This is a genomic window from Bradyrhizobium sp. USDA 3315 (assembly GCF_054056795.1).
Map to the genome: position 1 here is coordinate 8,245,219 of NZ_JBSRYP010000001.1, position 23,751 is coordinate 8,268,969.

The window sequence follows — 23,751 nt, forward strand, 5'->3', positions numbered from 1 at the left end:
AATGCCGGGCTCAGCCGCGAGTCATGTCGTGGGACGAACGAGGCGCAGGAATGACGTGGAGGATGATGAGGCGCCGGTCTCCCGGAATCGTTGGCGAGCGCCAGCGTCCGACAGGACGTCTGGCGGTGCGCTGCCGCTTTCTGCACCTTTTGGTTGATGTTGCCGCTGCAATGTGGACGCAAGCGCCGACTGGCCATTTATTTAATTATCCGAAGAAATTGATCGGAGACGCGGAGGGTCGCAGGAGTACTGTCCGGAATCGCTGGCAAGTCCCATCGCCTCTCAGGTGGTGCAGCACTGCTTCTGGTAACCTTTGGCCGGATTGTGCCTTCACCCTGCTATGGATGCAAGCGCCATTTATTTCACCATCTGAATAAATTGGCCTGAGCTGCCGGCCGGCGGCAGCGATCTTCAGGCGTCGATGTCAGAGAGATCGTCAACAACCAGCAGAGCCTCGGCAAAATCGTCGTCGCTGAAATAGGTGCTGCGGGTGATGACGACAGGGATGCCGGCGCGCGCCGCGGCGGCGAGGCCGTTGCCGGAATCCTCGATTGCGACGCAATCTCCCGGCCCGAGCCCGAGCCGGGCCAGGATCTCGGTGTAGACATCGGGCGCCGGCTTCTTGCGCGGCACGTCGTCGCCGGCAACGATCGCCTCGAACTGATCGGCCCAGTCCAGCCCGAGCGAAACCGAAAGCAGCGCATCGATATTGCCGTGCGAGGTGGTGGTTGCGATCGCCAGGCGCTGGCCGCGGCTGCGCGCGCCGGCGAGCCAGGCCCTGACGCCCGGCCGCAACGGGCACCCGCCCGCGGCAATCAGCGCGGCGTAGCGCGCGGTCTTGATCCTGTGCAGGTCGGCGATCTCGGCGAATGTCAGCATTGGGACCGCGTTGCGCTGGTCGAAGGCGCGGATGCGCTCCTTGCCTCCGGCCACCCGAAGCAGCCGCGCGTAAGTGACCTGGTCCCAGAACCAATCGAGGCCGGCTTCGGCAAAGGCCTCATTGAAGGCGCGGCGGTGCACCTCCTCGGTTTCGGCAAGCGTGCCGTCGACATCGAAGATCAGGGCGCGGGCGCTCGCGATGATGTCGCGCATCCCGGCGGACCGGATCACGGCGAGCGCCTCGTTCATCGTCCCTCGCCCGGCGCACCCGCGCCTTTGACGAACACCCGGCTGGCGAGCACGTCGCCGGCCTCGATCGACATCACGTCGTCGGCCGTCAGCGTGCGGTCGAGCTTCGCCACGATACGGTTGGCCTGGCGCAGCCGGATGCGATCGAGCGCATTGCGGATCGAGCGTGCATTGGAGAACAGCGGCTGTTCTTTGCGCACGGCGATGTAACGGATGAAGGCCTCGCGGGCTTCCGGAGAGAACCGATAATTCTGCTGCTGCAACATCAGTTCGGCGATCCAGAGCAGCTCGCCGTCGGAATAGTCGGGGAAGTCGATGTGATGCGCGATGCGGGAGCGGAACCCCGGATTGCTCTGGAAGAATTTCTCCATGCGGTCGCCATAGCCGGCCAGAATCACCACCAGATCCTCGCGCTGCTGTTCCATGATCTGCAACAGGATCTCGATCGCCTCCTGTCCGTAGTCGCGCTCGTTCTCGGGGCGGTACAGGTAATAAGCCTCGTCGATGAACAGCACGCCGCCCATCGCCTTCTTCAAGATCTCCTTGGTCTTCGGCGCGGTGTGGCCGATATATTGGCCGACGAGGTCGTCGCGCGTGACGCTGATGACGTGGCCGCGGCGCACGAAGCCGAGCTTGTGCAGGATGCCGGCCATCCGCAGCGCGACCGTGGTCTTGCCGGTGCCGGGATTGCCGGTGAACGACATGTGCAGGGTCGGAAACGTCGTCGCCAGCGCCATCTTCTGCCTGATGCGTTCGACCAGCAGCAGCGAGGCGATCTCGCGGATGCGGGTCTTCACCGGCTTCAGGCCGATCAATTCGGAATCGAGCTGGTCGAGCACGTCGCCGATGCCGAGGTCGGCGAATTCATGGCGAAGGTCGATGGTCTCGAGCGGGGTCTCGCGGATTTGTTCGCTGATCTGTTCTTGCGCCTGCGTCATTATCATCTCGCCTGGAAAAGCTCCGTCGCCGCGGCGGCGACGACGGAGAAGTGCATCCGGACCAGGACGGTCGAGGGAGCAACCCGCCTGGTTTGCAAGCCGGACGCGGTCAATGATCGGTGTAGCGTTCGCCTTCAGGGCGGCCCGCTGCATAGGAATGGGTCGCATACCGCAGATTGCGTCCGGCCGCCTCCTGGCGGTCGAGCCGGAAGCCTGGCTCCTCCTGCGGCCGGTTGACAATGAAGGAGATGCGAACCGACTCCCAGCCCGGGCTGGAATCGAAGCCGGAGATCCGGATATAGCGGTCGCCATAGACCCGCCGGCAGTCGGCGAGCTCCTTCATGATGCCCGCCGCATCGCGCAGGTCGAACATCGGCAGGCCCCACATATCCCAATAAGTGTTGCGGGGATGCGGATCGTCGGTGAACTCGATGTTCACCGCCCAACCCTTGTCGAGGCAGTATTGCACCTGCGCGGCGATCTGCTCGTCGGTGAGATCGGGCAGGAACGAGAAGCAGCCTTGGGTAACGCGCATGAGAACCTCCTCTCAGACCGCCATGCTCGGCGTGGGAACGAAATCGGGGGCGTCGGTCGACTCGTAGTTGAAGGTGACGTCCTTCCAGACGTCGAGCGCCTCGCGCAGCGGCGTGCAGGTCTGCGCCGCCTTGGCCAGGATCTCCGGCCCCTCATGGACGTAGTCGCGCCCCTCGTTGCGGGCGAGGATCATGGCCTCCAGCGCGACGCGGTTGGCGGTGGCGCCGGCCTGGATGCCGCGGGGATGGCCGATGGTGCCGCCGCCGAACTGCAGCACGACGTCCTCGCCGAGCAGATCGAGCAGCTGGTGCATCTGGCCGGCATGAATGCCGCCGGAGGCCACCGGCATCAGCTTGTTGAGGCTCGCCCAGTTCTGGTCGAAGAACACGCCGTGCTCCAGGTGCAACGGATTGAAGTCCTCGCGGCAGATGTCGTAATAGCCGCGGGTGGTGTTCGGATCGCCCTCGAGCTTGCCGACCACCGTGCCGGCATGGATGTGATCGACGCCGGCGAGCCGCATCCATTTCGCGATCACGCGGAACGAGACACCGTGGCTGCGCTGCCGCGTGTAGGTCGAGTGGCCGGCGCGATGCAGATGCAGGATCATGTTGTTCTTGCGCGCCCACTTCGCCATCGACTGGATCGCGGTGTAGCCGATCACAAGGTCGATCATGACGATGTTGGAGCCGAGCTCATGGGCAAACTCCGCGCGCTCGTACATGTCCTCCATGGTCGCCGCGGTGACGTTGAGATAGGTCCCCTTGATCTCGCCGGTCGCGGCCTGCGCGCGGTTGACCGCCTCCATGCAGTAGAGGAAGCGCTCGCGCCAGTGCATGAAGGGCTGCGAGTTGATGTTCTCGTCGTCCTTGGTGAAATCGAGCCCGCCTTTCAGCGCCTCATAGACGACGCGGCCATAGTTGCGGCCCGACAGGCCGAGCTTCGGCTTCACGGTGGCGCCGAGCAACGGACGGCCGAACTTGTCGAGCCGCTCGCGCTCCACCACGATGCCGGTCGCCGGGCCCTGGAATGTCTTCACATAGGCGGTCGGCAGCCGCATGTCCTCGAGCCGCAACGCCTTCAGCGGTTTGAAGCCGAACACATTGCCGATGATCGAGGCGGTCAGGTTCGAGATCGAGCCCGGCTCGAACAGGTCGAGGTCATAGGCGATGTAGGCGAAGTAGCTGCCCGGCGAATTCGGCACCGGATCGACGCGGTAGCACTTCGCCCGGTATTTCTCCGCGGCCGTCAGCCGGTCGGTCCACACCACGGTCCAGGTCGCGGTCGAGGATTCGCCCGCCACCGCCGCGCAGGCTTCGGTCGGATCGACGCCATCCTGCGGCGTGACGCGGAACAAGGCGATGACGTCGGTGTCCTTGGGCTCGTAGTTCGGCTCCCAATAGCCCATCCGCTTGTATTCCATCACGCCGGACTTGTAGCGATCCTTGCCGCGCACCGTGATCGACTGCTGTATATTCATCGAAATCTCCTGTGGTTCGTCGCCATTTGCTCAGGCGGCCTGGGTCATCTTTCCAATTTGCGGATCGAGCGCGCCGGCGCGATAGCGGCGGGCCATCTCCGGCAGTGCAACCACCTTGATCCGGGCGGCATTGCCGGCCGTGCCGAATTGCTCGAAGCGGTCACGGCAGAGTTCGCGAAGCGAATCCATCGCGGGCTTCAGGAATTTGCGCGGATCGAACTCGCTCTTCGATTGGACGGCGACCTTGCGGAAGGCCGCCGCCATCGCCAGGCGGCAATCGGTGTCGATATTGACCTTGCGCACCCCGTGCTTGATGCCGCGGACGATCTCCTCGACCGGGACACCCCAGGTCTGCGGCATCTCGCCGCCGAACTGGTTGAACATGTCCTGCAGCGGCTGCGGCACCGAGGACGAGCCGTGCATCACCAGATGCGTGTTCGGCAGGCGGGTATGGATCTCCTCGACTACGCGCATCGCCAGGATCTCGCCATCGGGCCGCCGCGTGAACTTGTAGGCGCCGTGCGAGGTGCCCATCGCGATCGCAAGCGCATCGACCTTGGTAGCGCGGACGAAATCGACCGCCTGGTCCGGATCGGTGAGCAGCTGGTCATGGCTCAGCTTGCCCTCGACGCCGTGACCGTCCTCCTGCTCGCCGCCGCCATGCTCGAGCGAGCCGAGCACGCCGAGCTCGCCTTCGACCGACGCGCCGACCCAGTGCGCCATGTCGACCACCCGGCGGGTGATATCGACGTTGTAGTCATAATCGGCTGCGGTCTTGGCGTCGGCCTTGAGCGAGCCGTCCATCATGACGGAGGTGAAGCCGTAACGGATCGCGGTGGCGCAGGTCGCCTCTTCGTTTCCGTGATCGAGATGCAGGCAGAGCGGAATCTGCGGATGCATCTCCTCGAGCGCGTCGATCATCTTCGCCAGCATGATGTCGTTGGCATAGGAGCGCGCGCCGCGCGAGGCCTGGATGATGACAGGCGCATCGCAGGAAGCCGCCGCCTCCATGATGGCGAGGCCCTGCTCCATATTGTTGATGTTGAAGGCCGGAACGCCGTAGCCGCGTTCGGCGGCGTGGTCCAGCAACTGCCTCAGGGTTATCCGCGCCATGGTGGCGTCCTCCTTTCAATTCGCTCGTTGAATGAGCTGTTTTGCTGCAGCAGCGATTGCCGCGGGCGTGATGCCGAATTCGCGGTAGAGCACGTCGGCCGGCGCGGAAGCGCCGAAGCCGGCCATGCCGACGAATGCACCGTCGTCTCCGAGCCAACGCGTCCAGTCGCCCTCGACCGCAGCCTCCACGCCGACGCGCGGGGCGCTGCCCAGCACCTGGGCGCGATAGTCGCTCGGCTGCTGGCGGAACAGGTCGAAGCACGGGGCCGAGACGACCGCGGCCTGTACCCCGTCTTCCGCCAGCAGCTTTGCGGCTTCGAGCGCAATCGCCACCTCCGAACCCGTTGCAATCAGGGTGACGTCACGCGCGAAGGCCGGCTCGACGAGAACGTAGGCGCCGAGCGCGACCTGGTTGTCCTTGCTGCCGTCGCGAACCGTCGGCAGCGCCTGCCGCGACAGGCAGAGGATCGACGGCGAGGTCTCTGCCTTCAGCGCGCAGTCCCACGCTTCCGCCGTCTCGACCGCATCGGCCGGGCGGAACACCAGGACGTTCGGGATCGCGCGCAGCGCCGCCAGATGCTCGACCGGCTGATGCGTCGGCCCGTCCTCGCCGAGTCCGATGGAATCGTGGGTCATCACATGGATGACGCGGATCCCCATCAGCGCCGCAAGGCGGATCGCCGGCCGGCTGTAATCGGCAAAGCTGAGGAAGGTGCCGCCATAGGGAATGAACCCGCCGTGCAGGGCGACGCCGTTCATCGCCGCGGCCATGCCGTGTTCGCGAATGCCGTAGTGGATGTAGCTGCCGTCGAGCGTTTCCGGCCGCACCGAAACCTGCGACTTCGCCAGCGTCAGATTGGAGTGCGTGAGGTCGGCCGAGCCGCCCAGCAAATTGGGCAACGCCTCCGCGATCACGTCGATGACCTGCTGCGAAGCCTGCCGCGTGGCGAGCTTCGGCCGCTCGGTCGCGAACCGCTCCACCAACTTTGCCATCGCCTCGGCATAGGCGCAGGGCAATTTCCGGTTCAGCGCATCGTGGAACGGAGACCGCTCGGCCCTGTCGCCCTTGCAGGCGCCGCGCGAACGCTCGATCCAGGCCCGCCGCGCGTCGCGGCCGCGGCCGCCGAGCTCGCGCCACTCCGCCAGCACCGCATCGGGAACCTCGAATGCCGGATACGGCCAGCGCAGCGCGGCACGGGTCTTCGCCACCTCATCGGCACCGAGCGGCGCGCCATGCACCTTTTCGCTGCCCTGCCGGTTCGGCGCGCCGAACCCGATCACCGTCCGGCAGGCGATCAACGACGGACGATCGCTCGATCGCGCCTGCCTGATCGCCGCGGTGATCGCCTGCGGATCGTGGCCGTCGACGCGGTTGACGTTCCAGCCGCTGGCCTTGAACCGCGCCGTCTGGTCGTCCGAGCAGGACAGCGAGGTGGCGCCGTCGATCGAGATATGATTGTCGTCGAACAGCACGATCAAGCGGTTCAGCCGCAAATGGCCGGCCAGCGAGATCGCCTCATGGCTGATGCCTTCCATCAGGCAGCCATCGCCGGCGATCACATAGGTGTAGTGGTCGACGAGGTCGTCGCCGAAGCGCGCGTTCATCAGCCGTTCGGCAAGCGCCATGCCGACCGCGGTCGCAACCCCCTGCCCGAGCGGCCCGGTCGTGGTCTCGACACCCGGGGTGTGGCCGTACTCGGGATGGCCCGGGGTCTTCGATCCCCACTGCCGGAATGCCTTGAGCTGATCGAGCGTCATGCTCTCGTAGCCCGTCAGATAGAGCAGCGCGTAGAGCAGCATCGAGCCGTGCCCCGCCGACAGCACGAAGCGGTCGCGGTCGGGCCAAGCCGGATCGGCCGGGTCGAACTTCAGGAACTCCGTGAACAGCACGGTCGCGACATCGGCCATGCCCATCGGCATGCCAGGGTGGCCAGATTTCGCCTGCTCGACCGCGTCGACGGCGAGGAAGCGGATGGCGTTCGCCATCTCGTCGTGGCTGATTTCGGGGCGGCTGGCAACGGACGCAAGTGCGGTCATATCGTTCGCCTCTTTCGTTCGATCAGTTGCAGGATCAGCGGGGTCAGGATGAGCTGCATCGCGAGGTCGAGCTTGGCGCCGTGCACCACGATCGAATTGGCGCGCGACATGAAGCTGTTCGGGATCATCGAGAGCAGATAGGGAAAATCGATGCCGCGCGGATTCTTCAAGCGGATCACGACCATCGATTCATCCGGCGTCGGGATCCAGCGCGCGATGAACGGGTTCGACGTGTCGACGGTCGGCACGCGCTGGAAGTTGATGTCGGTCTCGGTGAATTGCGGACAAATGTAATTCACGTAGTCCGGCATGCGGCGCAGGATGGTGTCGGTCACCGCCTCGGTGGAGTAGCCGCGATGGCTGCGGTCGCGGTGCAGCTTCTGGATCCATTCGAGGTTGATGACCGGCACGACGCCGATCTTGAGGTCGGCATGCTGCGCGACATTCACCTTGTCGGTGACCACGGCACCGTGCAGGCCCTCGTAGAACAAGAGGTCGGAATTCTCCGGCAGCGCCTCCCAGGCGGTGAAGGTGCCGGGCTTGGCGCCGTAGAGCCGCGCCTCCTCCTCGTCGTGCACATAGTGCCGCGTGGTTCCGGTGCCGGTCTCGGCATAGTCGCTGAACAGCTTCTCCAGCTCCTCGAACAAATTGGTCTCGGGGCTGAAATGGCTGAAGTGCTTGTTGCCGTGCTCGGCCCTCTCCGCCATCAGGCTGCGCATCTCGGCGCGGTCGTAGCGGTGGAAGGCGTCGCCCTCGATATAGGCGGCGACCACGTTCTCGCGGCGGAAGATGTTCTCGAACGTCTTCTTCACCGAGGTGGTGCCGGCCCCGGAGGAGCCGGTGATCGAGATGATGGGATGCCGACGTGACATGCGGTCCTCCTCAGCGGAACAGGCCGCGCCGCGCGAACAGCGGGGCATCGCTGCTTTCGAACAACGGCTCGACGGTCAGGTGGATCGCATCGACGTCGCGCACGGCGCGCGCCGATCCCATGATCAGGGGCACACGCTGATGCGGCGTGCGTGCCGACAGTTCGAGAATGCGCGACCGGCCGTTCGACGCCGCACCGCCTGCCCATTCCATGATCAATGCGATGGGATGCGCCTCGTACAGCAGACGCAACCGGCCTTCGCGATAGCCCTGGCGCGCATCCGCCGGATACAGAAACACGCCGCCGCGCATCAGGATGCGGTAGGCTTCAGCGACCAGCGAGCCGATCCAGCGCATGTTGAAGTCCTGCCCGCGCTCGCCGTTCACTCCGGCGAGGCAATCGTCGATGTAGCTGCGCACCGGGCCGCTCCAGTGCCGCCGGTTCGAGGCATTGATGGCGAATTCCGACGCATCCTGCGGCACGCGCAGATCGCGCGCGGTCAGAACGAACTCGCCACTTCGCGGGTCCAGTGTGAAACAGTCGACGCACTGGTCGAGCGCCAGCACCAGCACGGTCTGCGGACCATAGATGAAGCAGCCGGCGGCACATTGCGCCGTGCCGGGCTCGAAGAAGGTCGAGATGACGTCGTTTCCCTTCGGCCGGATCGAGAAGATCGTGCCGATCGAGATGTTGTTTTCGAGATTGGCGGATCCATCGAGCGGATCGATCGCGACACAGAGCGGCGCGTCGGAATCGAGCGTCTCGGGCAGTTCGACTTCTTCCGACAGCACTGCGGCGACCGGCGCGGTGCGCAGCGCGTTCCGCATCAGATCGTCGGCGACGATGTCGATGGTCTTCTGGCGGTCGCCGTCGGGATTGACGCCGCCGCTCTCGCCGCAGACGCCGGCGAGCGGCCCGGCGGCAATGATGCGCGAGAGCTCGATCGCCGCACGCGCAAGGGCTTCGATCACCACAACGGTCGCGGCGCGCAACGGGTTGTGCTGCGCGGGCCACTCCAGATGGGCATGCAATGCTGGACGAATCTCCACCGGCCTCTCCCTATGATCGCGCCCTCTGTCCCGAGGCTTCGAGAGGCGACCTCAGGGGAGTCGCCTTCGCCCTATCAACGCGCGAATTGCCCAATTAGGGAAATTTTATTATCTTTGGTCCGGGCAAAGTATTTCTTATGGAGCTTGTCATGGCCGGCAACTTCTCGCGGGATCTCACCATCCGCCAGCTGCGCGCACTGTCGACCTTGCACGAGGCCGGTTCGATCACGTCGGCCGCCAACCGGTTGAACCTGACGCAGCCCGCGGTGACGTTGCAGCTCCGCAACCTGCAGGCGCTCGCAGGGTTGCCGCTGATCCAGCGCACCGGCGACGGCATGGCGCTGACGGATGCCGGCGCGCATGTGCTGACGCTGGTCGAGCGGATCGAGGCGGCGCTGAAGGATTGCGAGCAGTCGCTCGACATGATCGCCGGCCGCAGCGGCGGCCGCGTCGCGATGGGCGCGGTCTCCACCGCGAAATACTTCGTGCCGTTCGCGATCGCGGCGTTCTCGCGCCGCTTTCCCAAGATCGAGGTCACGCTCAGGATCGGCAACCGCGAGGAGATTCGCGACGCGCTGCGCGGCTATGATCTCGACATCGCGGTGATGGGCCGGCCGCCGGCCGACATCGAGGTCGAGATGAAGCCGCTCGGCCGGCATCCGCACTTCATCGTCGCCGCGCCCGATCATCGGCTGGCGCGGCGGCGGCACGTCGCCCCATCGGAGCTCGCCAACGAAACCTTCATCACTCGCGAGCAAGGATCGGGCACGCGGATGCTGATGCAGCAATATTTCGAGCGGGTCGGGCTGGAGCCGAAACTCGGCATGGCGATGGACAGCAACGAGACCATCAAGCAGGCTGTGATGGCCGGGCTCGGCATCGCCTTCATCTCCCAGCACACGGTGTTCCATGAGCTGGAGGACGGCCGACTGGTGGTGCTCAAGGTGAAGGGCCTGCCGATCGTCCGGCAGTGGCACGCGATCAGGCGCGCCGACAAGATCCTGCTGCCGCCCGCGCAGGCCATGCTGGATTTCCTCGGCAAGGAGGGCTGGCGCTATCTGCCGAATTCAAACTAGCGCCCGGGCGACGTCGCAACGCCCGATCGAGCCAGAAAATCGAGGTGGCGCCGTATGTTAGGCATTGAAGTTCCGCGAAACGCATGTCACATCTTGACTGCGGTCACCCGGCGGACCGCACCCTGCGAGGGAGGTTGAACTGCAGAACCAGTCCCCGCCGACGCCCGACTTCAAGGCGTTATTCGAGGCGGCGCCCGGCCTTTATCTGGTGCTGACGCAGCCCGACTTCCGCATCGTGGCAGTGAGCGACGCCTATCTGCGCGCCACCAAGACCGAGCGCGCCGCGATCCTCGGGCGCGGGCTGTTCGAGGTGTTTCCCGACAATCCGGACGATCCGACCGCCGACGGCGTGCGGAACCTGCGCGCCTCGCTCGAGCGCGTGGTCCAGTTCCGCCGCCCCGACACCATGACGGTGCAGAAATACGATATCCGCAAGCCCGCGTCGGAGGGCGGCGGCTTCGAGGAACGTTACTGGAGCCCGCGCAATTCGCCGGTGTTGGGGCCGAACGGGCAATTCACCTACATCATCCATCGGGTCGAGGACGTCACCAGCTTCATTCAGCTGAAGCAGCGCGGCGCCGAGCAGGACGAGCTGACCGACCGGCTGCGCGAGCGCACCGAGCAGATGGAAGCGGAAATCTTCATGCGCGCCCGCGAAGTCGAGGCCGCCCGCGAACAGCTCGAAGCCGAGCAAAAGCTCCGCCAGGTGCAGAAAATGGAGGCCGTCGGGCACCTCTCCGGCGGCATCGCCCACGACTTCAACAATATCCTGACCGTCATCACCGGCCTGATCGACATCCTCGCGGAAGCCGTTGAACATGATCCCGCGCTGTCGTCTGTCGCCAAGATGATCACCGACGCCGCATTTCGCGGTGCAGAAGTGACCAAGCACCTGCTGGCCTTCTCGCGGCTGCAGCCGCTGCAACCGCGTGAAGCGAATCTCAACACCCTGGTGCAGGACACCGCGCGGCTGCTGCGCCCCTCGCTCGGCGAGCAGATCGAGATCGATACCGCGCTCGAGCCCGACGCCTGGTCGGCTTTCATCGATCCGAACCACATGGCGACCGCGTTGCTCAATCTCGCCGTCAATGCCCGCGATGCGATGCCCGATGGCGGCAAGCTGATGCTGGAGACCAGCAACGTCATCCTCGACGAGGTTTATGCCGTCGCCAACCCCGATGTGCGGGCGGGTGAATATGTGATGGTCGCGGTCAGCGACACCGGCGGGGGCATCCCGGCGGGGATCCGCGACAAGGTGTTCGAGCCATTCTTCACCACCAAGGACACCGGCAAGGGCACCGGCCTCGGGCTCAGCATGGTGTACGGCTTCATCAAGCAGTCCAACGGACACCTCAAGATCTATTCCGAAGAGGGCCACGGCACCTCGATCAAGCTCTATCTGCCGCGCAGCAGCGGCGACATGATCGACGTCGAGCCGCCTCCTCCGGTCGACACGCGCGGCGGCAATGAATCCATCTTGGTCGTCGAGGACGATCCGCTGGTGCGCAATTACGTCAGCGCCCAGCTCGAGCAACTTGGCTATCACACCATGGTCACCGCCAACGGCCCGGAAGCATTGGCTGCGGTCGACAACGGGTTCGTCTGCGACGTGCTGTTCACCGACGTCATCATGTCCGGCGGCATGAATGGCCGGCAGGTCGCCGACGCCGTGATCGCCAAACTGCCCTCGGTGCGCGTGCTCTTCACCTCCGGCTACACCGAGGACGCGATCATCCACCACGGCCGTCTCGACCCGGATGTAACGCTGCTGCCGAAGCCCTACCGCAAATCCGATCTCGCGCGGATGATCCGGCAGGTGCTGGCCCAGCCGCCGGCGGCGGCAATGGGCAAGTGAGGCGGGGCGTCACGCGTCTCCGTTCTGCTTCTTGATCTGGTCGGCCGGCACCGCGCATCCGGACAAGAACAGTGCCGCGCAGGCCTTGGCGCGGGCCTCGATCTGCGCCCGCGACGGCGGCGGCCTGTGGCCGTACATCACGTCGCGTTGAGGCTGGAACACGAGCATGCCGAGCAGCATGCCCGCAGCAGCCTGCGCGTCGTCCACCGCGATCCGTCCCCTCCGCTGCTGCACGCCCAGCCACGCAGCCAGCGCGCCAAGGGTCCGCTGCATCGCCTTGTCGTAGAACATCTCGGCGATGTCGGGGAATTTGTCGCTGTCGGCCAGGATGATGCGCTGGAGCGCGATGACCTCGGCATCGAGTATCAGCTCGCCACAGGTCGAGAGTGCGGCCTCCAGTGCCGCCGCGATATCGCGGCCGTCGCAGGCGCCGAGATTTACGGCGGATATGAATCGGTCCATCCGGTCCGTCACCGTGCCCTCGAACAGCGCCAGCTTGGTCGGGATCAGCCGATAGAGTGTCTTGGTGGAGACGCCGGCGCGGCAGGCCACGTCGGCGATGTTGGCCGCAGCGAAGCCGCGCTCGGAGAACTCGCGCCGCGCGGCGTCATAGATCAGCGCGCGCGTCTCGTCGTCGGAACGCAGCTGCGGCCGCCCCCGGCCGCGCCGCACCGGCGCGCCTTGCTCAGTCTGATCTTTGCCATTCCGGTTCATCCGCGAGCCATGCTTCTAAATGATGCCTGTCATTCTATTGACACTCCCAATATGGTCTCTATTTTGGAAAACATCAAGTTTCCTAATTAATCCCGTGTGCGTCGGCCGGAATTGGCAAGACTTTCCAGCGAGATAGACGGATCAGGAGCGCCGCCATGAGCCAGCATGAGACATCATTCAAGGCCGAGAGCCAGGTTCCGGCCGAGACCGCCAGGCAATTGATCGCAAATCCGGAGGCCGCCAGGCCGCCTGCCGCCAAGGGCAGGCTTCGCCGCCTGCTGCTGGCCGGCGCGGCGCTCGCCGTCCTTTCGGGCGGAGCCTGGTACGGCTGGGACTACTGGACGGTCGGCCGCTTCCAGGTCTCGACCGACGACGCCTATGTGAAGGCCGACAACACGACGATCGCGCCAAAAGTCTCCGGCTATCTCAGCGCGGTGCTGGTGGGCGACAATGAGCATGTGCGCGCCGGCCAGATGCTGGCGCGGATCGACGATCGCGATTTCAGGGTCGCGCTGGATCAGGCCAAGGCCGATGTTGCCGCCGCCGAAGCCGCGATCGCCAGCAAGCATGCGCAGCTCGATGTGCAGCAGTCGGTGATCGAAGCGGCACGCGCGACCCTCGCCGTGGACACCGCGACGCAGACCTTCGCCGAGCAGGAGAACAAGCGCTACACCGACCTCGCCGGCACCGGCTTCGGCAGCGTGCAGAACGCGCAGCAGGCGCAGTCGCGCTACGCCAGCGCACAGGCCGCCGTCGCCCGCGATACCGCGAACCTCGCCTCCGCGCTCCGCCAGGTCGAGTTGCTCAAGGCCGACATTGCCCAGGCGGTCGCGGCGCAGGCACGGGCGACCGCGCTCCAGCATCAGGCCGAGTTGAACCTCGGCTACACCACCATATCAGCCCCGATCGACGGCGTGGTCGGCAACCGCACCCTGCGCACCGGCCAGTTCGTCCAGGCCGGCACGCAGCTGATGTCGCTGGTGCCCGCCACCGGCGCCTATGTGATCGCGAACTACAAGGAGACGCAGCTCACCAATGTCCGCAAGGGTCAGCCGGTCGAGATCGCCGTCGACATGTTCCCCGGACAGGTGGTGCGCGGCCATGTCGACAGTCTCGCGCCCGCCAGCGGCCAGGAATTCGCACTGCTGCCGCCCGACAATGCGACCGGCAACTTCACCAAAGTGGTGCAGCGCATTCCGGTGAAGATCGCGCTCGACGCGACGGCGGTCGAATTGCGGCCCGGCATGTCGGTCATCCCGACCATCGCAACCTTGTCGCAACCTGGCGAGGCGCCGCGCTCCGGCGCCTCTCCCAAGCTCGCTGTCGCCTCCTTCAAATAGGTGATGTCATGTCCGATCTCGCGCTCTCCTCCCCGGCTGCCGCGCCCCGCGCGGCACCCGCAGTGGTCGATCCCAACCGCGCCAGCATGGCCGTCTGGATCTCCATCGTCGCTGCCATGATCGGCGCGTTCATGGCGATCCTCAACATCCAAATCACCAACGCCTCGCTGCTCAACATCGAGGGCGGCATCGGAACCGGCGTCGACAACGGCTCCTGGATCTCGACCTCCTATCTGATCGGCGAGATCGTGGTGATCCCGCTGACCGACCATCTCAGCCGGGTGTTTTCCTTCCGCAAGATCATCATCGGCTTCGCCACCCTGTTTGCGATCTTCTCGGTCGCCTGTGCCTTCACCCACGACCTGCCCTCGATGATCGCGATGCGCGGCTTGCAGGGCTTCTTTGGTGGCGTGCTGATCCCGATGGCCTTCACGCTTGTCTTCACCAAGCTGCCGAAGGCCCAGCAACCGGTGGGCCTTGCCATGTTCGCGCTCGCGGTGACCTTTGCGCCGGCGATCGGCCCGACCATCGGCGGCTACCTCACCGAGAATTACGGCTGGCAGACCATCTTCTTCGTCAACGTGATCCCGACCGCGGTGATGGTCATCACGCTCTACTTCACGCTGGAACGCCAGCCGATGCAGTTGCATCTGCTGCGCGAGGGCGACTGGCTCGGCATCGCCACGATGGCGATCGGCCTGTCGTCGCTGCAGGCCGTGCTCGAGGAAGGCAACAAGAACGACTGGTTCGGCTCGCCCTTCATCGTCAAGCTCGCGGTGATCGCCGCCGTCAGCCTCACTCTGTTCGTCTGGATCGAGCTCGTCGTCGAGAAGCCGCTGATCCGGCTGCGCCTCCTGACCCAGCGCAGCTTCGGCTTCGGCACCATCTCGGCGGTGTTTGTCGGCTTCGCGCTGTTCGGCTCGGTGTACCTGCTGCCGGCCTATCTCGGCCAGGTGCAGCGCTACAACGCCGAGCAGATCGGCCAGGTGCTGGCCTGGACCGGCCTCCCGCAGCTGATCCTGATCCCGCTGGTGCCGAAGCTGATGCAACGTTTCGATCCGCGCTTCATCGCCTTCACCGGCATGATCCTGTTCGCGGTCTCCTCCTTCATGAACATCGCGATGTCGCTCGATTACTCCGGTGACCAGTTCTTCGTCCCGAACATCGTCCGTGCGATCGGCCAGGCGATCATGCTGGCGCCGCTGTCGGCGGTCAGCCTCGGCAGCGTCGCGCCGCAGGATGCCGCGGCGGCCTCCGGCATCTCCAATATGATGCGCAATCTCGGCGGCGCGATCGGCACGGCCCTGCTCGCCACCATCGTCACCAAGCGCGAGCAGTTCCACTCCAACATCATCGGCCAGTCGGTCGACCTCGGCCGCGAGGAAGTGCGCACCCGGATCGCCGAGGTGACCAATTACTTCCTCAGCCACGGCATCTCCGATCCGGCGACCGCGCACCACCAGGCGATCGTGGCGCTCGGCAATATCGTGAAGCGCCAAGCCCTGGTGCTTGGTTTCAGCGACACCTTTGCCGTGATCGGCATCGTGCTGGTGTTCGCCGCGATCGCGATCCTCTTGACTGGCAAGCCGAAGAATGCGGCCGGCGGCGGCGCGGCGCATTGATCTGTCGGGCGGCAGCCGCGGGCCGTCGCCCTCCCCTTTTACTTGTCAGCTTGCCTCGCGCAGCTTGAAGCGCTGGATCTTCCCGGTCTGGGTCTTCGGCAGCTCCTCGACGAAGGCGATCGCGCGGGGATATTTGTATGGCGCGATCGTCGCCTTGACGTGATCCTGCAGCAGCTTGACCTCGACCTCGTCGCAGCGCGCGCCCTGCTTCAGCACGATGAACGCCGAGACGATCTGCCCCCGCTCCTCGTCGGGTGCGCCGATCACGGCGCACTCCGCGACATCGGGATGGCCGAGCAGCGCGGCCTCGACCTCGGGGCCGGCGATGTTGTAGCCCGCCGAGATGATCATGTCGTCGGCGCGCGCCACGAAAGACAGCCGGCCGTTCTCGTCGCTGACGAAGGCATCGCCGGTGATGTTCCAGCCGTCGCGGACATATTTGGTCTGCCGGGAGTCGGCGAGATAGCGGCAGCCGGTCGGACCGCGAACCGCCAGCTTGCCGACCTGGCCCGCCGGCAGCTCGTTCATGTCTTCGTCGACGATCTTCGCCTCGTAGCCGGTGACAGGCGTGCCCGTAGTGCCGCCGACGGCCCTGCCGGTGCGGTTGGTGATGAAGATGTGCAGCAGTTCAGTGCTGCCGATGCCGTCGAGGATCGGCTTGCCGGTCTTCCTGGTCCAGCTCTCGAACACCGGCGCCGGCAGCGTCTCGCCGGCCGAGACGGCGAGCCGCAGCGACGACAGATCGGCGCCCTTGTCCATCGCGGCCATCATCGCCCGATAGGCGGTCGGCGCGGTGAAGCAGATCGTCGCCTTGTAGGTTTCGATGATCCGGATCATCTCGCTCGGCGCCGCGTTCTCCAGCAGCGTCGCGGTGGCGCCGAAACGCAGCGGGAAGATCGCCAATCCCCCGAGACCGAAGGTGAAAGCAAGCGGCGGTGAGCCGACGAACACGTCGTCTGGCGTGACCTTGAGCACTTCCTTCGCATAACCGTCGGCGACGATCAGGAGATCGCGGTGGAAGTGCATGGTCGCCTTCGGCTCGCCCGTCGTGCCCGACGTGAAGCCCAGCAGCGCGACGTCGTCGCGGCCGGTCTTCACCGCATCGAACTTGACCGGCTTGTTCAGCGCGATCCGATCGAGCTCGGCATCGTGGTTCTGCGTGCCGTCGAAATTGACGACCTGCTTGAGGAACTTGCTGGTCTTGGCGCAGGCCACCAGTTCATCCGCGATGCGGCTGTCGGTCAGTGCCAGCGAGATCTCAGCCTTGTCGACGATCTTGGCCAGTTCGCCGGCGCGCAGCATCGGCATGGTGTTGACGACGACGGCGCCCGCCTTGGTCGCCGCGAGCCAGGCCGCGACCAGCGCCGGGTTGTTGCCCGAGCGGATCAGCACGCGATTGCCGGGCTTGACGCCGTAATTCTCCACCAGCGCATGCGCCAGACGGTTCGACCAATCGGTCAATTCCTTGTAGGTGCGCTGGCGGCCGTTGCCGATCAGCGCGATGCGATCGCCCATCCCCTGCTCGACGACGCGGTCGGTCAGCTCGACCGCGGCGTTGAGATAATCCGGATATTGAAACTCCGGCCGGTCAAGCAGCAGCTGCGGCCACTGCGCTGATGGCGGCAGGTTGCGCCGCGCGAAATCGTCGACATGCCCGGATGGGCCGAGCCCGGGAAATTCACCTGACATTCGATTGCCCCTCGCTTTCCATCCAGAAAGGCCAAGACCAACGTCGAGAAGAACAAGGACGCCCGGCAGCGTTCCAATCGCCAATCATTTTATACTTAAAATAGTTTGGCGCAAGGGTGGAAATCGCGCGGCAATCGCCGGCCGATCCTTCAGAACCTCAGATTTGCGTAAGCTGCTTCAGCCGCGCGACCATCGCCGAGCCCGGGTCGGCGAGCGGCGCGATCGCGGTGAAATGATTGGCGTCCGGCACAACGCCGAACCGCGTTGCGACGCCCGCTTTGCGCCAGACATCGACGATGGTCCGGCTCTGCCGGTGATATTCCGCGCTCTCGGCGCCGCCGACGACGGCATCGAGCGTCGCGCCCGCAGGCGGCGTCCAGGACAGTGGGCTCGCCGCCCGTGCTGCGGCGCGGTCGAGGCCAAGCGCCTTGTTGATGGAGGTGCCGACCAATGGCTCAAGCTCGAACAGGCCGGAGATCGCGTAAGCAGCCCTGACCAGGTCCTTCGGCAGCGACGCATCACAGGCCGGCCAATCGGTCGCGAGCATGCATGCGGCAAGATGTCCGCCTGCGGAGTGTCCCGACACGACCAGCGGCCGGCCGAGCTTGGCCAGTTCGCGGCACGCCGCACGCATCTCGCCGATGATGTCGCCGACCGTGACACTGGGGCAAAGATCGTAGCTCGGCACCGCGACGCTGATGCCGTGGCCGTTGAGCCCTCGCGCGCAGTGGCTCGATGACGAGCCGTCGAGCGCCTGCCAGTAGCCGCCATGGATGAAAACCACGAGCGGGCCGTCACGATCGCCTTCGAACAGGTCGATGACGTTGCGGCTGCCTGGACCATAGGTCAGCCGCCGCGGCGGATGCTGCTCGCGATAGGCCGCGGAGTTCCTCGCCCAGCCGGCCATCAGCGCCGGATTTTCCGGCACCCGCGCCCGGTTGTTGTATTCGACCTCGTAATCGACCTCGCTCACGGCTTAAGCGCTCCTTGCCTTGGCGGAGCGCTGCGCCGAGCCCTTGGCCTTGGCGAGCAGCCGCATCAGTTCGCGGATATCCTTCGGCGAGAGATCGCCGAAGATATCGGCGATCCACTTCTCGTGCTCGGCGGCCATCTTGCGGAATTCGGCGCGGCCGAGCTTTGTGAGCCGGATGAACTGCACGCGGCGGTCCGTCTCCGAGGTGCGGCGATCGAGATGGCCTGATTCAACCAGGCGCTCGACCAGCCCGGTGACGTTGCCGTTGGATACCATCATCCGCTTCGACAGGTCCGACAGCGTCATGCCGTCGGATACCTTGTCGAGTTGGGCCATCAGGTCGAAGCGCGGCAGCGTGACGTCGAACTTCTCGCGCAGCCGGCTGCGCACCTCGCCTTCGATCAGCGTGGTGCAGGTCAGGAGGCGCAGCCACAGCCTGAGCTCGGTGCCGTGATCGTCGGGCAGTTCGACGGCTTTGGTTTCGGAATCGAGGATCATGCGGCGATCGTGCCTCCGCGGCGGGTTCCGGTCGGACCAATTGTTTTGAGCTTCAAGCAATTCGCGGCGCCCCGCAAGGACAATTGCGAATCGTGCCGGACGCGCCTGGGCAATCCTGCAATTTCTTTAAACTTCAAGCAATTGGCGCGGCGCTTGCATGTGCAGCGCCTGCATGATGCGCGACGATCGCCCTGACGCGATGCCACATCGCTTGCGGCGATTGCATGCGTCAGACTAAGCTGCGGCCAATAGGGCTGAAGCCGAAAACATCAAGGCAGTGGTCGGGGGAGAGACATGAAACAATTGATGAAGCTCGCGGGATTGGCGGCGCTGCTGGGTGTCGCCGTCACCCCGGCGACCGCGGAGGAGAAGATCAAGATCGGCGTGCTGGTCACGACCTCCGGCCCGGCCGCGGCGCTCGGCCAGCAGGTTCGTGACGGCTTTGCGCTCGCGATCAAGGACCTCGGCGGCAAGATGGCTGGCCGCGATGTCGAGATCGTCAACGCCGACGACGAACTGAAGCCCGACGGCGCGGTGGTCAAGGTGCGTGGCCTGCTCGAGCGCGACAAGGTCGATTTCGTGGTCGGCCCGATTTTCTCCAACATCCTGCAGGCGATCCACCGCCCGGTCACCGACAGCAAGACCTTCCTGATCAGTCCGAACGCAGGTCCCTCCAGCTACGCCGGCAAGGAGTGCAACCCGTTCTTCTATGTGACGTCGTACCAGAACGACCAGGTGCACGAGATCCTCGGCAAGGTGGCGCAGGACCGCGGCTACAAGCGCGTCTACCTCCTGGTGCCGAACTATCAGGCCGGCCGCGACTCCGTCGCCGGCTTCAAGCTCGACTACAAGGGCGAGATATCAGAGGAATCCTACACGCCGCTAAACACGCTGGATTTCCAGCCCGAATTGTCCAAGATCGCCGCGCTGAAGCCGGACGCGCTGTTCACCTTCATGCCGGGCGGCATGGGGGTTAATCTCGTGAAGCAGTACAAGCAGGCCGGCGCCACCGTGCCGGTGCTCTCCGCCTTCACCGTCGACGAATCCACCCTGCCCGCGCAGCAGGACGCAGCGGTCGGCATGTTCGGCGGGGCGAACTGGGCGCCGAACCTCGACAATCCCCAAAGCAAGAAGTTCGTCGCCGCCTATGAGGCGGCCTATAACGGCGTGCCCGGCACCTACGCCATGCAGGCCTATGACGCCGCGCTGTTGATCGACAGCGCGGTCAAGGCCACAAAGGGCGATCTCTCCAACAAGGACGCGGTCGCGGCGGCGCTGAAGAAGGCCGACTTCACCTCGCTGCGCGGTAACTTCAAGTTCAGCAACAACGGCTATCCGATCCAGGATTTCTACCTCACCAAGGTCGCGAAGCGTCCGGACGGCAAATTCCAGACCGAGATCGTCGAGAAGGTGTTTTCGAATTATGGCGATCGCTACGCCAAGGACTGCGCGGCGAAGTAGATCATAGGAGCAAGCATGAGCATGAAAGACGAGATTGCGGGCATCACCCGCGCCAATGAAGGCATGCAGGGCATTTCCTGGAGCATCCTTGGCCAGACCTACGTGCCGAAGAGCCGCACCGAGCATTCATTCTCCTGGCACGCCACCTTCCCGCCGGGCACCTTCGTTCCTCCGCATATCCACCCCGACCAGGACGAGTACCTCTATATCCTCGAGGGCAAGCTCGACTTCATGCTCGACGGTGCCGACGAATCCGCAACTCCTGGCGATCTGGTTCGGCTGCCGATGGGCAAGCCGCACGGCATCTTCAACAAGTCGCAGCAGCCCGCCAAGACGCTGTTCTGGGTGTCGCCGACGCGGAGGCTCTACGACCTGTTCTGGGCGATCCACAACATGAAGGAACAGAACCCGGACGACGTGGTGCGGCTCGCCGCCGAGCACAACATCCACTTCCTGCCGCCGCCGCCGGCGTAGCTTATTCCGTCATTGCGAGCGAAGCGAAGCAATCCATATTTCCGCGATCGCGGAACGATGGATTGCTTCGTCGCTTTGCTCCTCGCAATGACGGTGTGGAGATGGCCTGCCGGACGTCTCCTCCTGCCAAGGACCTACTGCCGCGCCACCACGCGCGCGGCAAAGCCGGCCTTGGCCGCATAGCCGCGTACGATCGCCTCGCGCGCCTCGTAATTGAGGATGGTGTCGACGTCGGTAAAGCCCTGCGGCGCGAGCTGCTCGACGGCGTCGATCACGCCCTCCGGCCCGCCGCGGCGGTTGGAGGCGACGATGTCGGCGGTCATCGGCAGCCGCTGCCGCTCATAGGCCGCCAGCGCGTGGCGCGGATGCTCCGCCCGCGCCAGCAGGTCGGCCAGGCAGCGCGCATCGAGGATCGCCTGCGATGCGCCGTTCGAGCCGACCGGATACATCGGATGCGCGGCGTCGCCGAGCAGCGTGACCCGGCCGCTCGACCAATACGGCAAGGGATCGCGGTCGCAGCACGGATACTCCCAGAACTCAGGCGTCGCGTTGATCAGGCCGGCGAAGTCGACCTGCGGGATCGTGAAACCAGTGACATAGGGCATCATCTCGTCGCGCCGGCCGAGATTGGACCAGCCCTCGCGGCGCGGCGGCGGCGAGGTGCCGTCGCCGATCCGCACCAGCACCGCCCAGTTGGTGAGGCGGCTCGCGGGGCTCGAGCCCGCCGCGATCGGATAGATCACGGCCTTGGCGTTCAGGCCGCCGGCGATGATCATCGAGCGCCCGGTCAGGAACGCCGGCCAGTCGGTCGCGCCGCGCCACAGCATCAGGCCGTTCCAGCACGGCCCGCCCTCGTCCGGAAACAGCGTCTGCCGCACCTTCGAGTGGATGCCGTCGGCGCCGATCAGAATGTCGCCGCGCGCGGTGCGCACATGGGCGCCGCTGCGGTCGAAGAAATAGGCCGAGACGCCGCCCTCGTCCTGGGTGAAGGAGCCGAGCCGGCAGCCGGTGTGGATCGCATCCGCGCCGAGCCGGTCGATCACGGCCTGATGGATCACGCTTTGCAGGCGGCCGCGATGGATCGAGAATTGCGGCACGTCGTGGCCGGCATCGAGCCCGCGCTTCTCGTGCCAGACCTGCTGGCCATGTCGCGTCAGATAGAACAGCTCATAGGTGCGGATCGCCACCTCGTCGAGCTTGTCGAGCAAACCAAGCCCCGCCAGCTCGCGGATCGCATGGGGCAATGTGTTGATGCCGACGCCGAGCTCGCGGATCGTCTCGGACTGCTCGTACAGCTCGCAAGCGATGCCGCGCGAGCGCAGCATCAGCGCAGTGGTGAGGCCTCCGATTCCGCCTCCGACGATAATCGCCTTCATCGTCCTCACCTCCACTCACAACAGGACGCTTTTACGCTTTGGCCTAAGGTCGCATGCCCGCTCGCCCCGCCGCAAGCGGGTTTGTCGTCTGGGACTTGGGCGGGCCCGCGACGATTGGGCTTAGGCTTAACATTGCTTCAGCGTACTCCGATCCATCTCCGTCACCCTGAGGCGCTCGCGCAGCGAGCCTCGAAGGGTAGACGGCCACCAGCCGGGCCGTGCATCCTTCGAGACACCGCTTCGCGGCTCCTCAGGATGACGGGATTGGCGGAACTGCGTCGCCCTCAATCCGGCACCACCGCAATCGCCTGGATTTCCACCTTGGCGCGATCCTCGATCAGGCCGGCAACCTGGATCGCGGTCATCGCCGGAAAGCGCCGGCCGATGATGTCGCGATAGACCGTGCCGATCTCCTTCAGCCGCGCGGAATATTCCTTGCGGTCGAGCAAGTACCAGGTCATCGACACGATGTGCTCCGGCCCGGCGCCGCCGGCGGCGGCGACCGCGACGATGTTGCGCAAGGTCTGGCCGATCTGCGCGACGAGATCGTCGGTCTCGAACACGCATTGTCCGTTCCAGCCGATCTGGCCGGCGATGAAGAGCTGTTTGCCGCGCGCGGCGATGCCGTTGGCGTAGCCGATCGGCTTGGCCCATCCTTCCGGTTGCAGGATCTCGATCATCTCAATTGCCCTCGAAGGCCGGTTTCTGCTTTGCGGCGAACGCCTCGAAGGCGCGGCGGAAATCGCCGGTGACCATGCAGATCGCCTGCGCCTGCGCTTCCGACTCGATCATCTCGTCGACGCCCATCGCCCATTCCTGGTTGAACATCGTTTTCGTCACGCCATGCGCGAACCACGGTCCATCGGCGAGCGAGCGCGCCAGTTCTTGCGCGGCACCGGCGAGCTCGGCCGGCGGCACCAGACGGTTGTGGAAGCCCCACGCAAACCCTTCCTCGGCGCTCATCGCACGCCCGGTGTAGAGCAGATCGGCCGCATGCCCCTGCCCGATCACGCGCGGCAGCAGTCCGCACGCGCCCATGTCGGCACCGGCTAGGCCGACGCGGGTGAACAGGAACGCGGTCTTGGCCTGCGGCGTCGCCAGCCGCAAATCGGACGCCAGCGCCAGCATCGCACCGGCCCCGGCGCAAATGCCGTCGATCGCGGCGACGATGATCTGCGGGCATTTGCGCATCGCCCGCACGACCTCGCCGGTCATCCGCGTGAAGGCCAGCAGGTCCGGCATCGCCATCCGCGTCAACGGCTCGATGATCTCGAACACATCGCCGCCGGAGCAGAAATTACCCTCGGCGCCGGTCAGCACGATCGCGCGGACATCGGAGGCATATTTGAGATTGGTGAAGAGATCGCGCAGCTCCTCATAGGACTCGAAAGTCAGCGGATTCTTCTTGTCCGGCCGGTTCAGCGTGATGGTCGCGACACGGCCGCTCGCATCGACCTGCCAGCGGAAGTGCTTGGCGGGATAATCCTTGAACGGCCGGAGCTTTGCTTTCATCTCGGACATGACGT

The 23,751-nt window shown here is 65.2% G+C and carries 21 protein-coding genes; 6 read left to right on the top strand and 15 right to left on the bottom strand.

What is annotated here, in order from left to right; all coding sequences use genetic code 11:
- Window positions 1-411: 411 nt before the first annotated feature.
- The 8 genes from ACVIYL_RS38750 to ACVIYL_RS38785 all read right to left on the bottom strand — a co-directional run bounded on the left by ACVIYL_RS38750 (window position 412) and on the right by ACVIYL_RS38785 (window position 9,141).
- A complete protein-coding gene (locus tag ACVIYL_RS38750; protein WP_456781029.1) occupies window positions 412-1,128 on the bottom strand; it encodes an HAD family hydrolase in 717 nt (238 codons plus the stop codon).
- Window positions 1,125-2,066 carry a CbbX protein gene (cbbX, locus tag ACVIYL_RS38755; RefSeq protein WP_456781030.1) on the bottom strand — a complete coding sequence of 314 codons (942 nt, stop codon included), beginning with the start codon at window positions 2,064-2,066 and terminating at the stop codon, window positions 1,125-1,127. The genes ACVIYL_RS38750 and cbbX overlap by 4 nt, the downstream gene beginning before the upstream one ends.
- A gap of 109 nt (window positions 2,067-2,175) precedes the next feature.
- Entirely contained in the window at window positions 2,176-2,601 is a 426-nt protein-coding gene (locus ACVIYL_RS38760; protein ID WP_076833455.1) for a ribulose bisphosphate carboxylase small subunit, read from the bottom strand.
- A gap of 12 nt (window positions 2,602-2,613) precedes the next feature.
- Window positions 2,614-4,077 (bottom strand): form I ribulose bisphosphate carboxylase large subunit, encoded by a 1,464-nt coding sequence (locus tag ACVIYL_RS38765; protein ID WP_456781031.1) that lies wholly within the window; start codon window positions 4,075-4,077, stop codon window positions 2,614-2,616.
- A gap of 30 nt (window positions 4,078-4,107) precedes the next feature.
- On the bottom strand, window positions 4,108-5,190 hold the full coding sequence (gene fba, locus ACVIYL_RS38770; protein WP_057015872.1) for a class II fructose-bisphosphate aldolase: 1,083 nt from the start codon (window positions 5,188-5,190) through the stop codon (window positions 4,108-4,110).
- A 15-nt stretch (window positions 5,191-5,205) separates the two neighbouring features.
- The gene (gene tkt / locus ACVIYL_RS38775) at window positions 5,206-7,227 is read right to left on the bottom strand and encodes a transketolase (protein WP_456781032.1); all 2,022 of its coding nucleotides are present in this window, start codon (window positions 7,225-7,227) and stop codon (window positions 5,206-5,208) included.
- A complete protein-coding gene (locus tag ACVIYL_RS38780) occupies window positions 7,224-8,099 on the bottom strand; it encodes a phosphoribulokinase (RefSeq protein ID WP_057015938.1) in 876 nt (291 codons plus the stop codon). Before ACVIYL_RS38780 ends, tkt begins: the two co-directional genes overlap by 4 nt.
- 10 nt (window positions 8,100-8,109) lie before the next feature.
- Window positions 8,110-9,141: a class 1 fructose-bisphosphatase gene (locus ACVIYL_RS38785; RefSeq protein ID WP_456781936.1), complete on the bottom strand. Its 1,032-nt coding sequence runs from the start codon at window positions 9,139-9,141 to the stop codon at window positions 8,110-8,112.
- A 155-nt stretch (window positions 9,142-9,296) separates the two neighbouring features.
- Here ACVIYL_RS38785 and ACVIYL_RS38790 point away from each other — a divergent pair, with 155 nt between their 5' ends.
- Entirely contained in the window at window positions 9,297-10,223 is a 927-nt protein-coding gene (locus ACVIYL_RS38790; protein ID WP_076833602.1) for a LysR family transcriptional regulator, read from the top strand.
- Window positions 10,224-10,362: 139 nt separating this feature from the next.
- Entirely contained in the window at window positions 10,363-12,078 is a 1,716-nt protein-coding gene (locus ACVIYL_RS38795) for an ATP-binding protein (RefSeq protein WP_456781937.1), read from the top strand.
- Between the two features lie 9 nt (window positions 12,079-12,087).
- Here the strand turns inward: ACVIYL_RS38795 and ACVIYL_RS38800 are convergent, their stop codons facing one another.
- Window positions 12,088-12,792, bottom strand: a complete 705-nt coding sequence (locus ACVIYL_RS38800; RefSeq protein WP_456781033.1) for a TetR/AcrR family transcriptional regulator — start codon at window positions 12,790-12,792, stop codon at window positions 12,088-12,090.
- 155 nt (window positions 12,793-12,947) lie between these two features.
- On the opposite strand from ACVIYL_RS38800, the gene ACVIYL_RS38805 reads away from it, so the two are divergent.
- Window positions 12,948-14,132, top strand: a complete 1,185-nt coding sequence (locus tag ACVIYL_RS38805; RefSeq protein WP_456781034.1) for an HlyD family secretion protein — start codon at window positions 12,948-12,950, stop codon at window positions 14,130-14,132.
- 8 nt (window positions 14,133-14,140) lie between these two features.
- Window positions 14,141-15,754, top strand: coding sequence for a DHA2 family efflux MFS transporter permease subunit (locus ACVIYL_RS38810; RefSeq protein ID WP_456781035.1), 1,614 nt, complete (start codon window positions 14,141-14,143; stop codon window positions 15,752-15,754).
- Between the two features lie 45 nt (window positions 15,755-15,799).
- Here the strand turns inward: ACVIYL_RS38810 and ACVIYL_RS38815 are convergent, their stop codons facing one another.
- The 3 genes from ACVIYL_RS38815 to ACVIYL_RS38825 all read right to left on the bottom strand — a co-directional run bounded on the left by ACVIYL_RS38815 (window position 15,800) and on the right by ACVIYL_RS38825 (window position 18,914).
- A complete protein-coding gene (locus tag ACVIYL_RS38815) occupies window positions 15,800-17,443 on the bottom strand; it encodes a benzoate-CoA ligase family protein (RefSeq protein ID WP_456781036.1) in 1,644 nt (547 codons plus the stop codon).
- Window positions 17,444-17,600: 157 nt separating this feature from the next.
- On the bottom strand, window positions 17,601-18,416 hold the full coding sequence (locus ACVIYL_RS38820) for an alpha/beta hydrolase (protein ID WP_456781037.1): 816 nt from the start codon (window positions 18,414-18,416) through the stop codon (window positions 17,601-17,603).
- Window positions 18,417-18,419: 3 nt separating this feature from the next.
- The gene (locus ACVIYL_RS38825; RefSeq protein WP_016845834.1) at window positions 18,420-18,914 is read right to left on the bottom strand and encodes a MarR family winged helix-turn-helix transcriptional regulator; all 495 of its coding nucleotides are present in this window, start codon (window positions 18,912-18,914) and stop codon (window positions 18,420-18,422) included.
- 294 nt (window positions 18,915-19,208) lie between these two features.
- On the opposite strand from ACVIYL_RS38825, the gene ACVIYL_RS38830 reads away from it, so the two are divergent.
- Both ACVIYL_RS38830 and ACVIYL_RS38835 read left to right on the top strand, forming a co-directional pair.
- Window positions 19,209-20,375 (top strand): ABC transporter substrate-binding protein, encoded by a 1,167-nt coding sequence (locus tag ACVIYL_RS38830; protein WP_456781038.1) that lies wholly within the window; start codon window positions 19,209-19,211, stop codon window positions 20,373-20,375.
- Between the two features lie 21 nt (window positions 20,376-20,396).
- A complete protein-coding gene (locus tag ACVIYL_RS38835; protein ID WP_057015936.1) occupies window positions 20,397-20,849 on the top strand; it encodes a cupin domain-containing protein in 453 nt (150 codons plus the stop codon).
- A 134-nt stretch (window positions 20,850-20,983) separates the two neighbouring features.
- Here the strand turns inward: ACVIYL_RS38835 and ACVIYL_RS38840 are convergent, their stop codons facing one another.
- The 3 genes from ACVIYL_RS38840 to ACVIYL_RS38850 all read right to left on the bottom strand — a co-directional run bounded on the left by ACVIYL_RS38840 (window position 20,984) and on the right by ACVIYL_RS38850 (window position 23,746).
- Window positions 20,984-22,225 carry a flavin-dependent oxidoreductase gene (locus ACVIYL_RS38840; protein ID WP_253609435.1) on the bottom strand — a complete coding sequence of 414 codons (1,242 nt, stop codon included), beginning with the start codon at window positions 22,223-22,225 and terminating at the stop codon, window positions 20,984-20,986.
- Between the two features lie 284 nt (window positions 22,226-22,509).
- Complete coding sequence (locus tag ACVIYL_RS38845) at window positions 22,510-22,905, bottom strand: RidA family protein (RefSeq protein WP_456781039.1); 396 nt, start codon at window positions 22,903-22,905, stop codon at window positions 22,510-22,512.
- A gap of 1 nt (window position 22,906) precedes the next feature.
- Entirely contained in the window at window positions 22,907-23,746 is an 840-nt protein-coding gene (locus tag ACVIYL_RS38850) for an enoyl-CoA hydratase family protein (RefSeq protein ID WP_193375388.1), read from the bottom strand.
- Window positions 23,747-23,751: the final 5 nt, after the last annotated feature.

Coding starts and splice junctions, on each gene's coding strand:
- ACVIYL_RS38750 (WP_456781029.1), bottom strand. CDS start 1,128: ATGAACGAGGCGCTCGCCGTGATCCGGTCCGCCGGGATGCGCGACATC.
- cbbX (WP_456781030.1), bottom strand. CDS start 2,066: ATGACGCAGGCGCAAGAACAGATCAGCGAACAAATCCGCGAGACCCCG.
- ACVIYL_RS38760 (WP_076833455.1), bottom strand. CDS start 2,601: ATGCGCGTTACCCAAGGCTGCTTCTCGTTCCTGCCCGATCTCACCGAC.
- ACVIYL_RS38765 (WP_456781031.1), bottom strand. CDS start 4,077: ATGAATATACAGCAGTCGATCACGGTGCGCGGCAAGGATCGCTACAAG.
- fba (WP_057015872.1), bottom strand. CDS start 5,190: ATGGCGCGGATAACCCTGAGGCAGTTGCTGGACCACGCCGCCGAACGC.
- tkt (WP_456781032.1), bottom strand. CDS start 7,227: ATGACCGCACTTGCGTCCGTTGCCAGCCGCCCCGAAATCAGCCACGAC.
- ACVIYL_RS38780 (WP_057015938.1), bottom strand. CDS start 8,099: ATGTCACGTCGGCATCCCATCATCTCGATCACCGGCTCCTCCGGGGCC.
- ACVIYL_RS38790 (WP_076833602.1), top strand. CDS start 9,297: ATGGCCGGCAACTTCTCGCGGGATCTCACCATCCGCCAGCTGCGCGCA.
- ACVIYL_RS38800 (WP_456781033.1), bottom strand. CDS start 12,792: ATGAACCGGAATGGCAAAGATCAGACTGAGCAAGGCGCGCCGGTGCGG.
- ACVIYL_RS38805 (WP_456781034.1), top strand. CDS start 12,948: ATGAGCCAGCATGAGACATCATTCAAGGCCGAGAGCCAGGTTCCGGCC.
- ACVIYL_RS38810 (WP_456781035.1), top strand. CDS start 14,141: ATGTCCGATCTCGCGCTCTCCTCCCCGGCTGCCGCGCCCCGCGCGGCA.
- ACVIYL_RS38815 (WP_456781036.1), bottom strand. CDS start 17,443: ATGTCAGGTGAATTTCCCGGGCTCGGCCCATCCGGGCATGTCGACGAT.
- ACVIYL_RS38825 (WP_016845834.1), bottom strand. CDS start 18,914: ATGATCCTCGATTCCGAAACCAAAGCCGTCGAACTGCCCGACGATCAC.
- ACVIYL_RS38830 (WP_456781038.1), top strand. CDS start 19,209: ATGAAACAATTGATGAAGCTCGCGGGATTGGCGGCGCTGCTGGGTGTC.
- ACVIYL_RS38835 (WP_057015936.1), top strand. CDS start 20,397: ATGAAAGACGAGATTGCGGGCATCACCCGCGCCAATGAAGGCATGCAG.
- ACVIYL_RS38840 (WP_253609435.1), bottom strand. CDS start 22,225: ATGAAGGCGATTATCGTCGGAGGCGGAATCGGAGGCCTCACCACTGCG.
- ACVIYL_RS38845 (WP_456781039.1), bottom strand. CDS start 22,905: ATGATCGAGATCCTGCAACCGGAAGGATGGGCCAAGCCGATCGGCTAC.
- ACVIYL_RS38850 (WP_193375388.1), bottom strand. CDS start 23,746: ATGTCCGAGATGAAAGCAAAGCTCCGGCCGTTCAAGGATTATCCCGCC.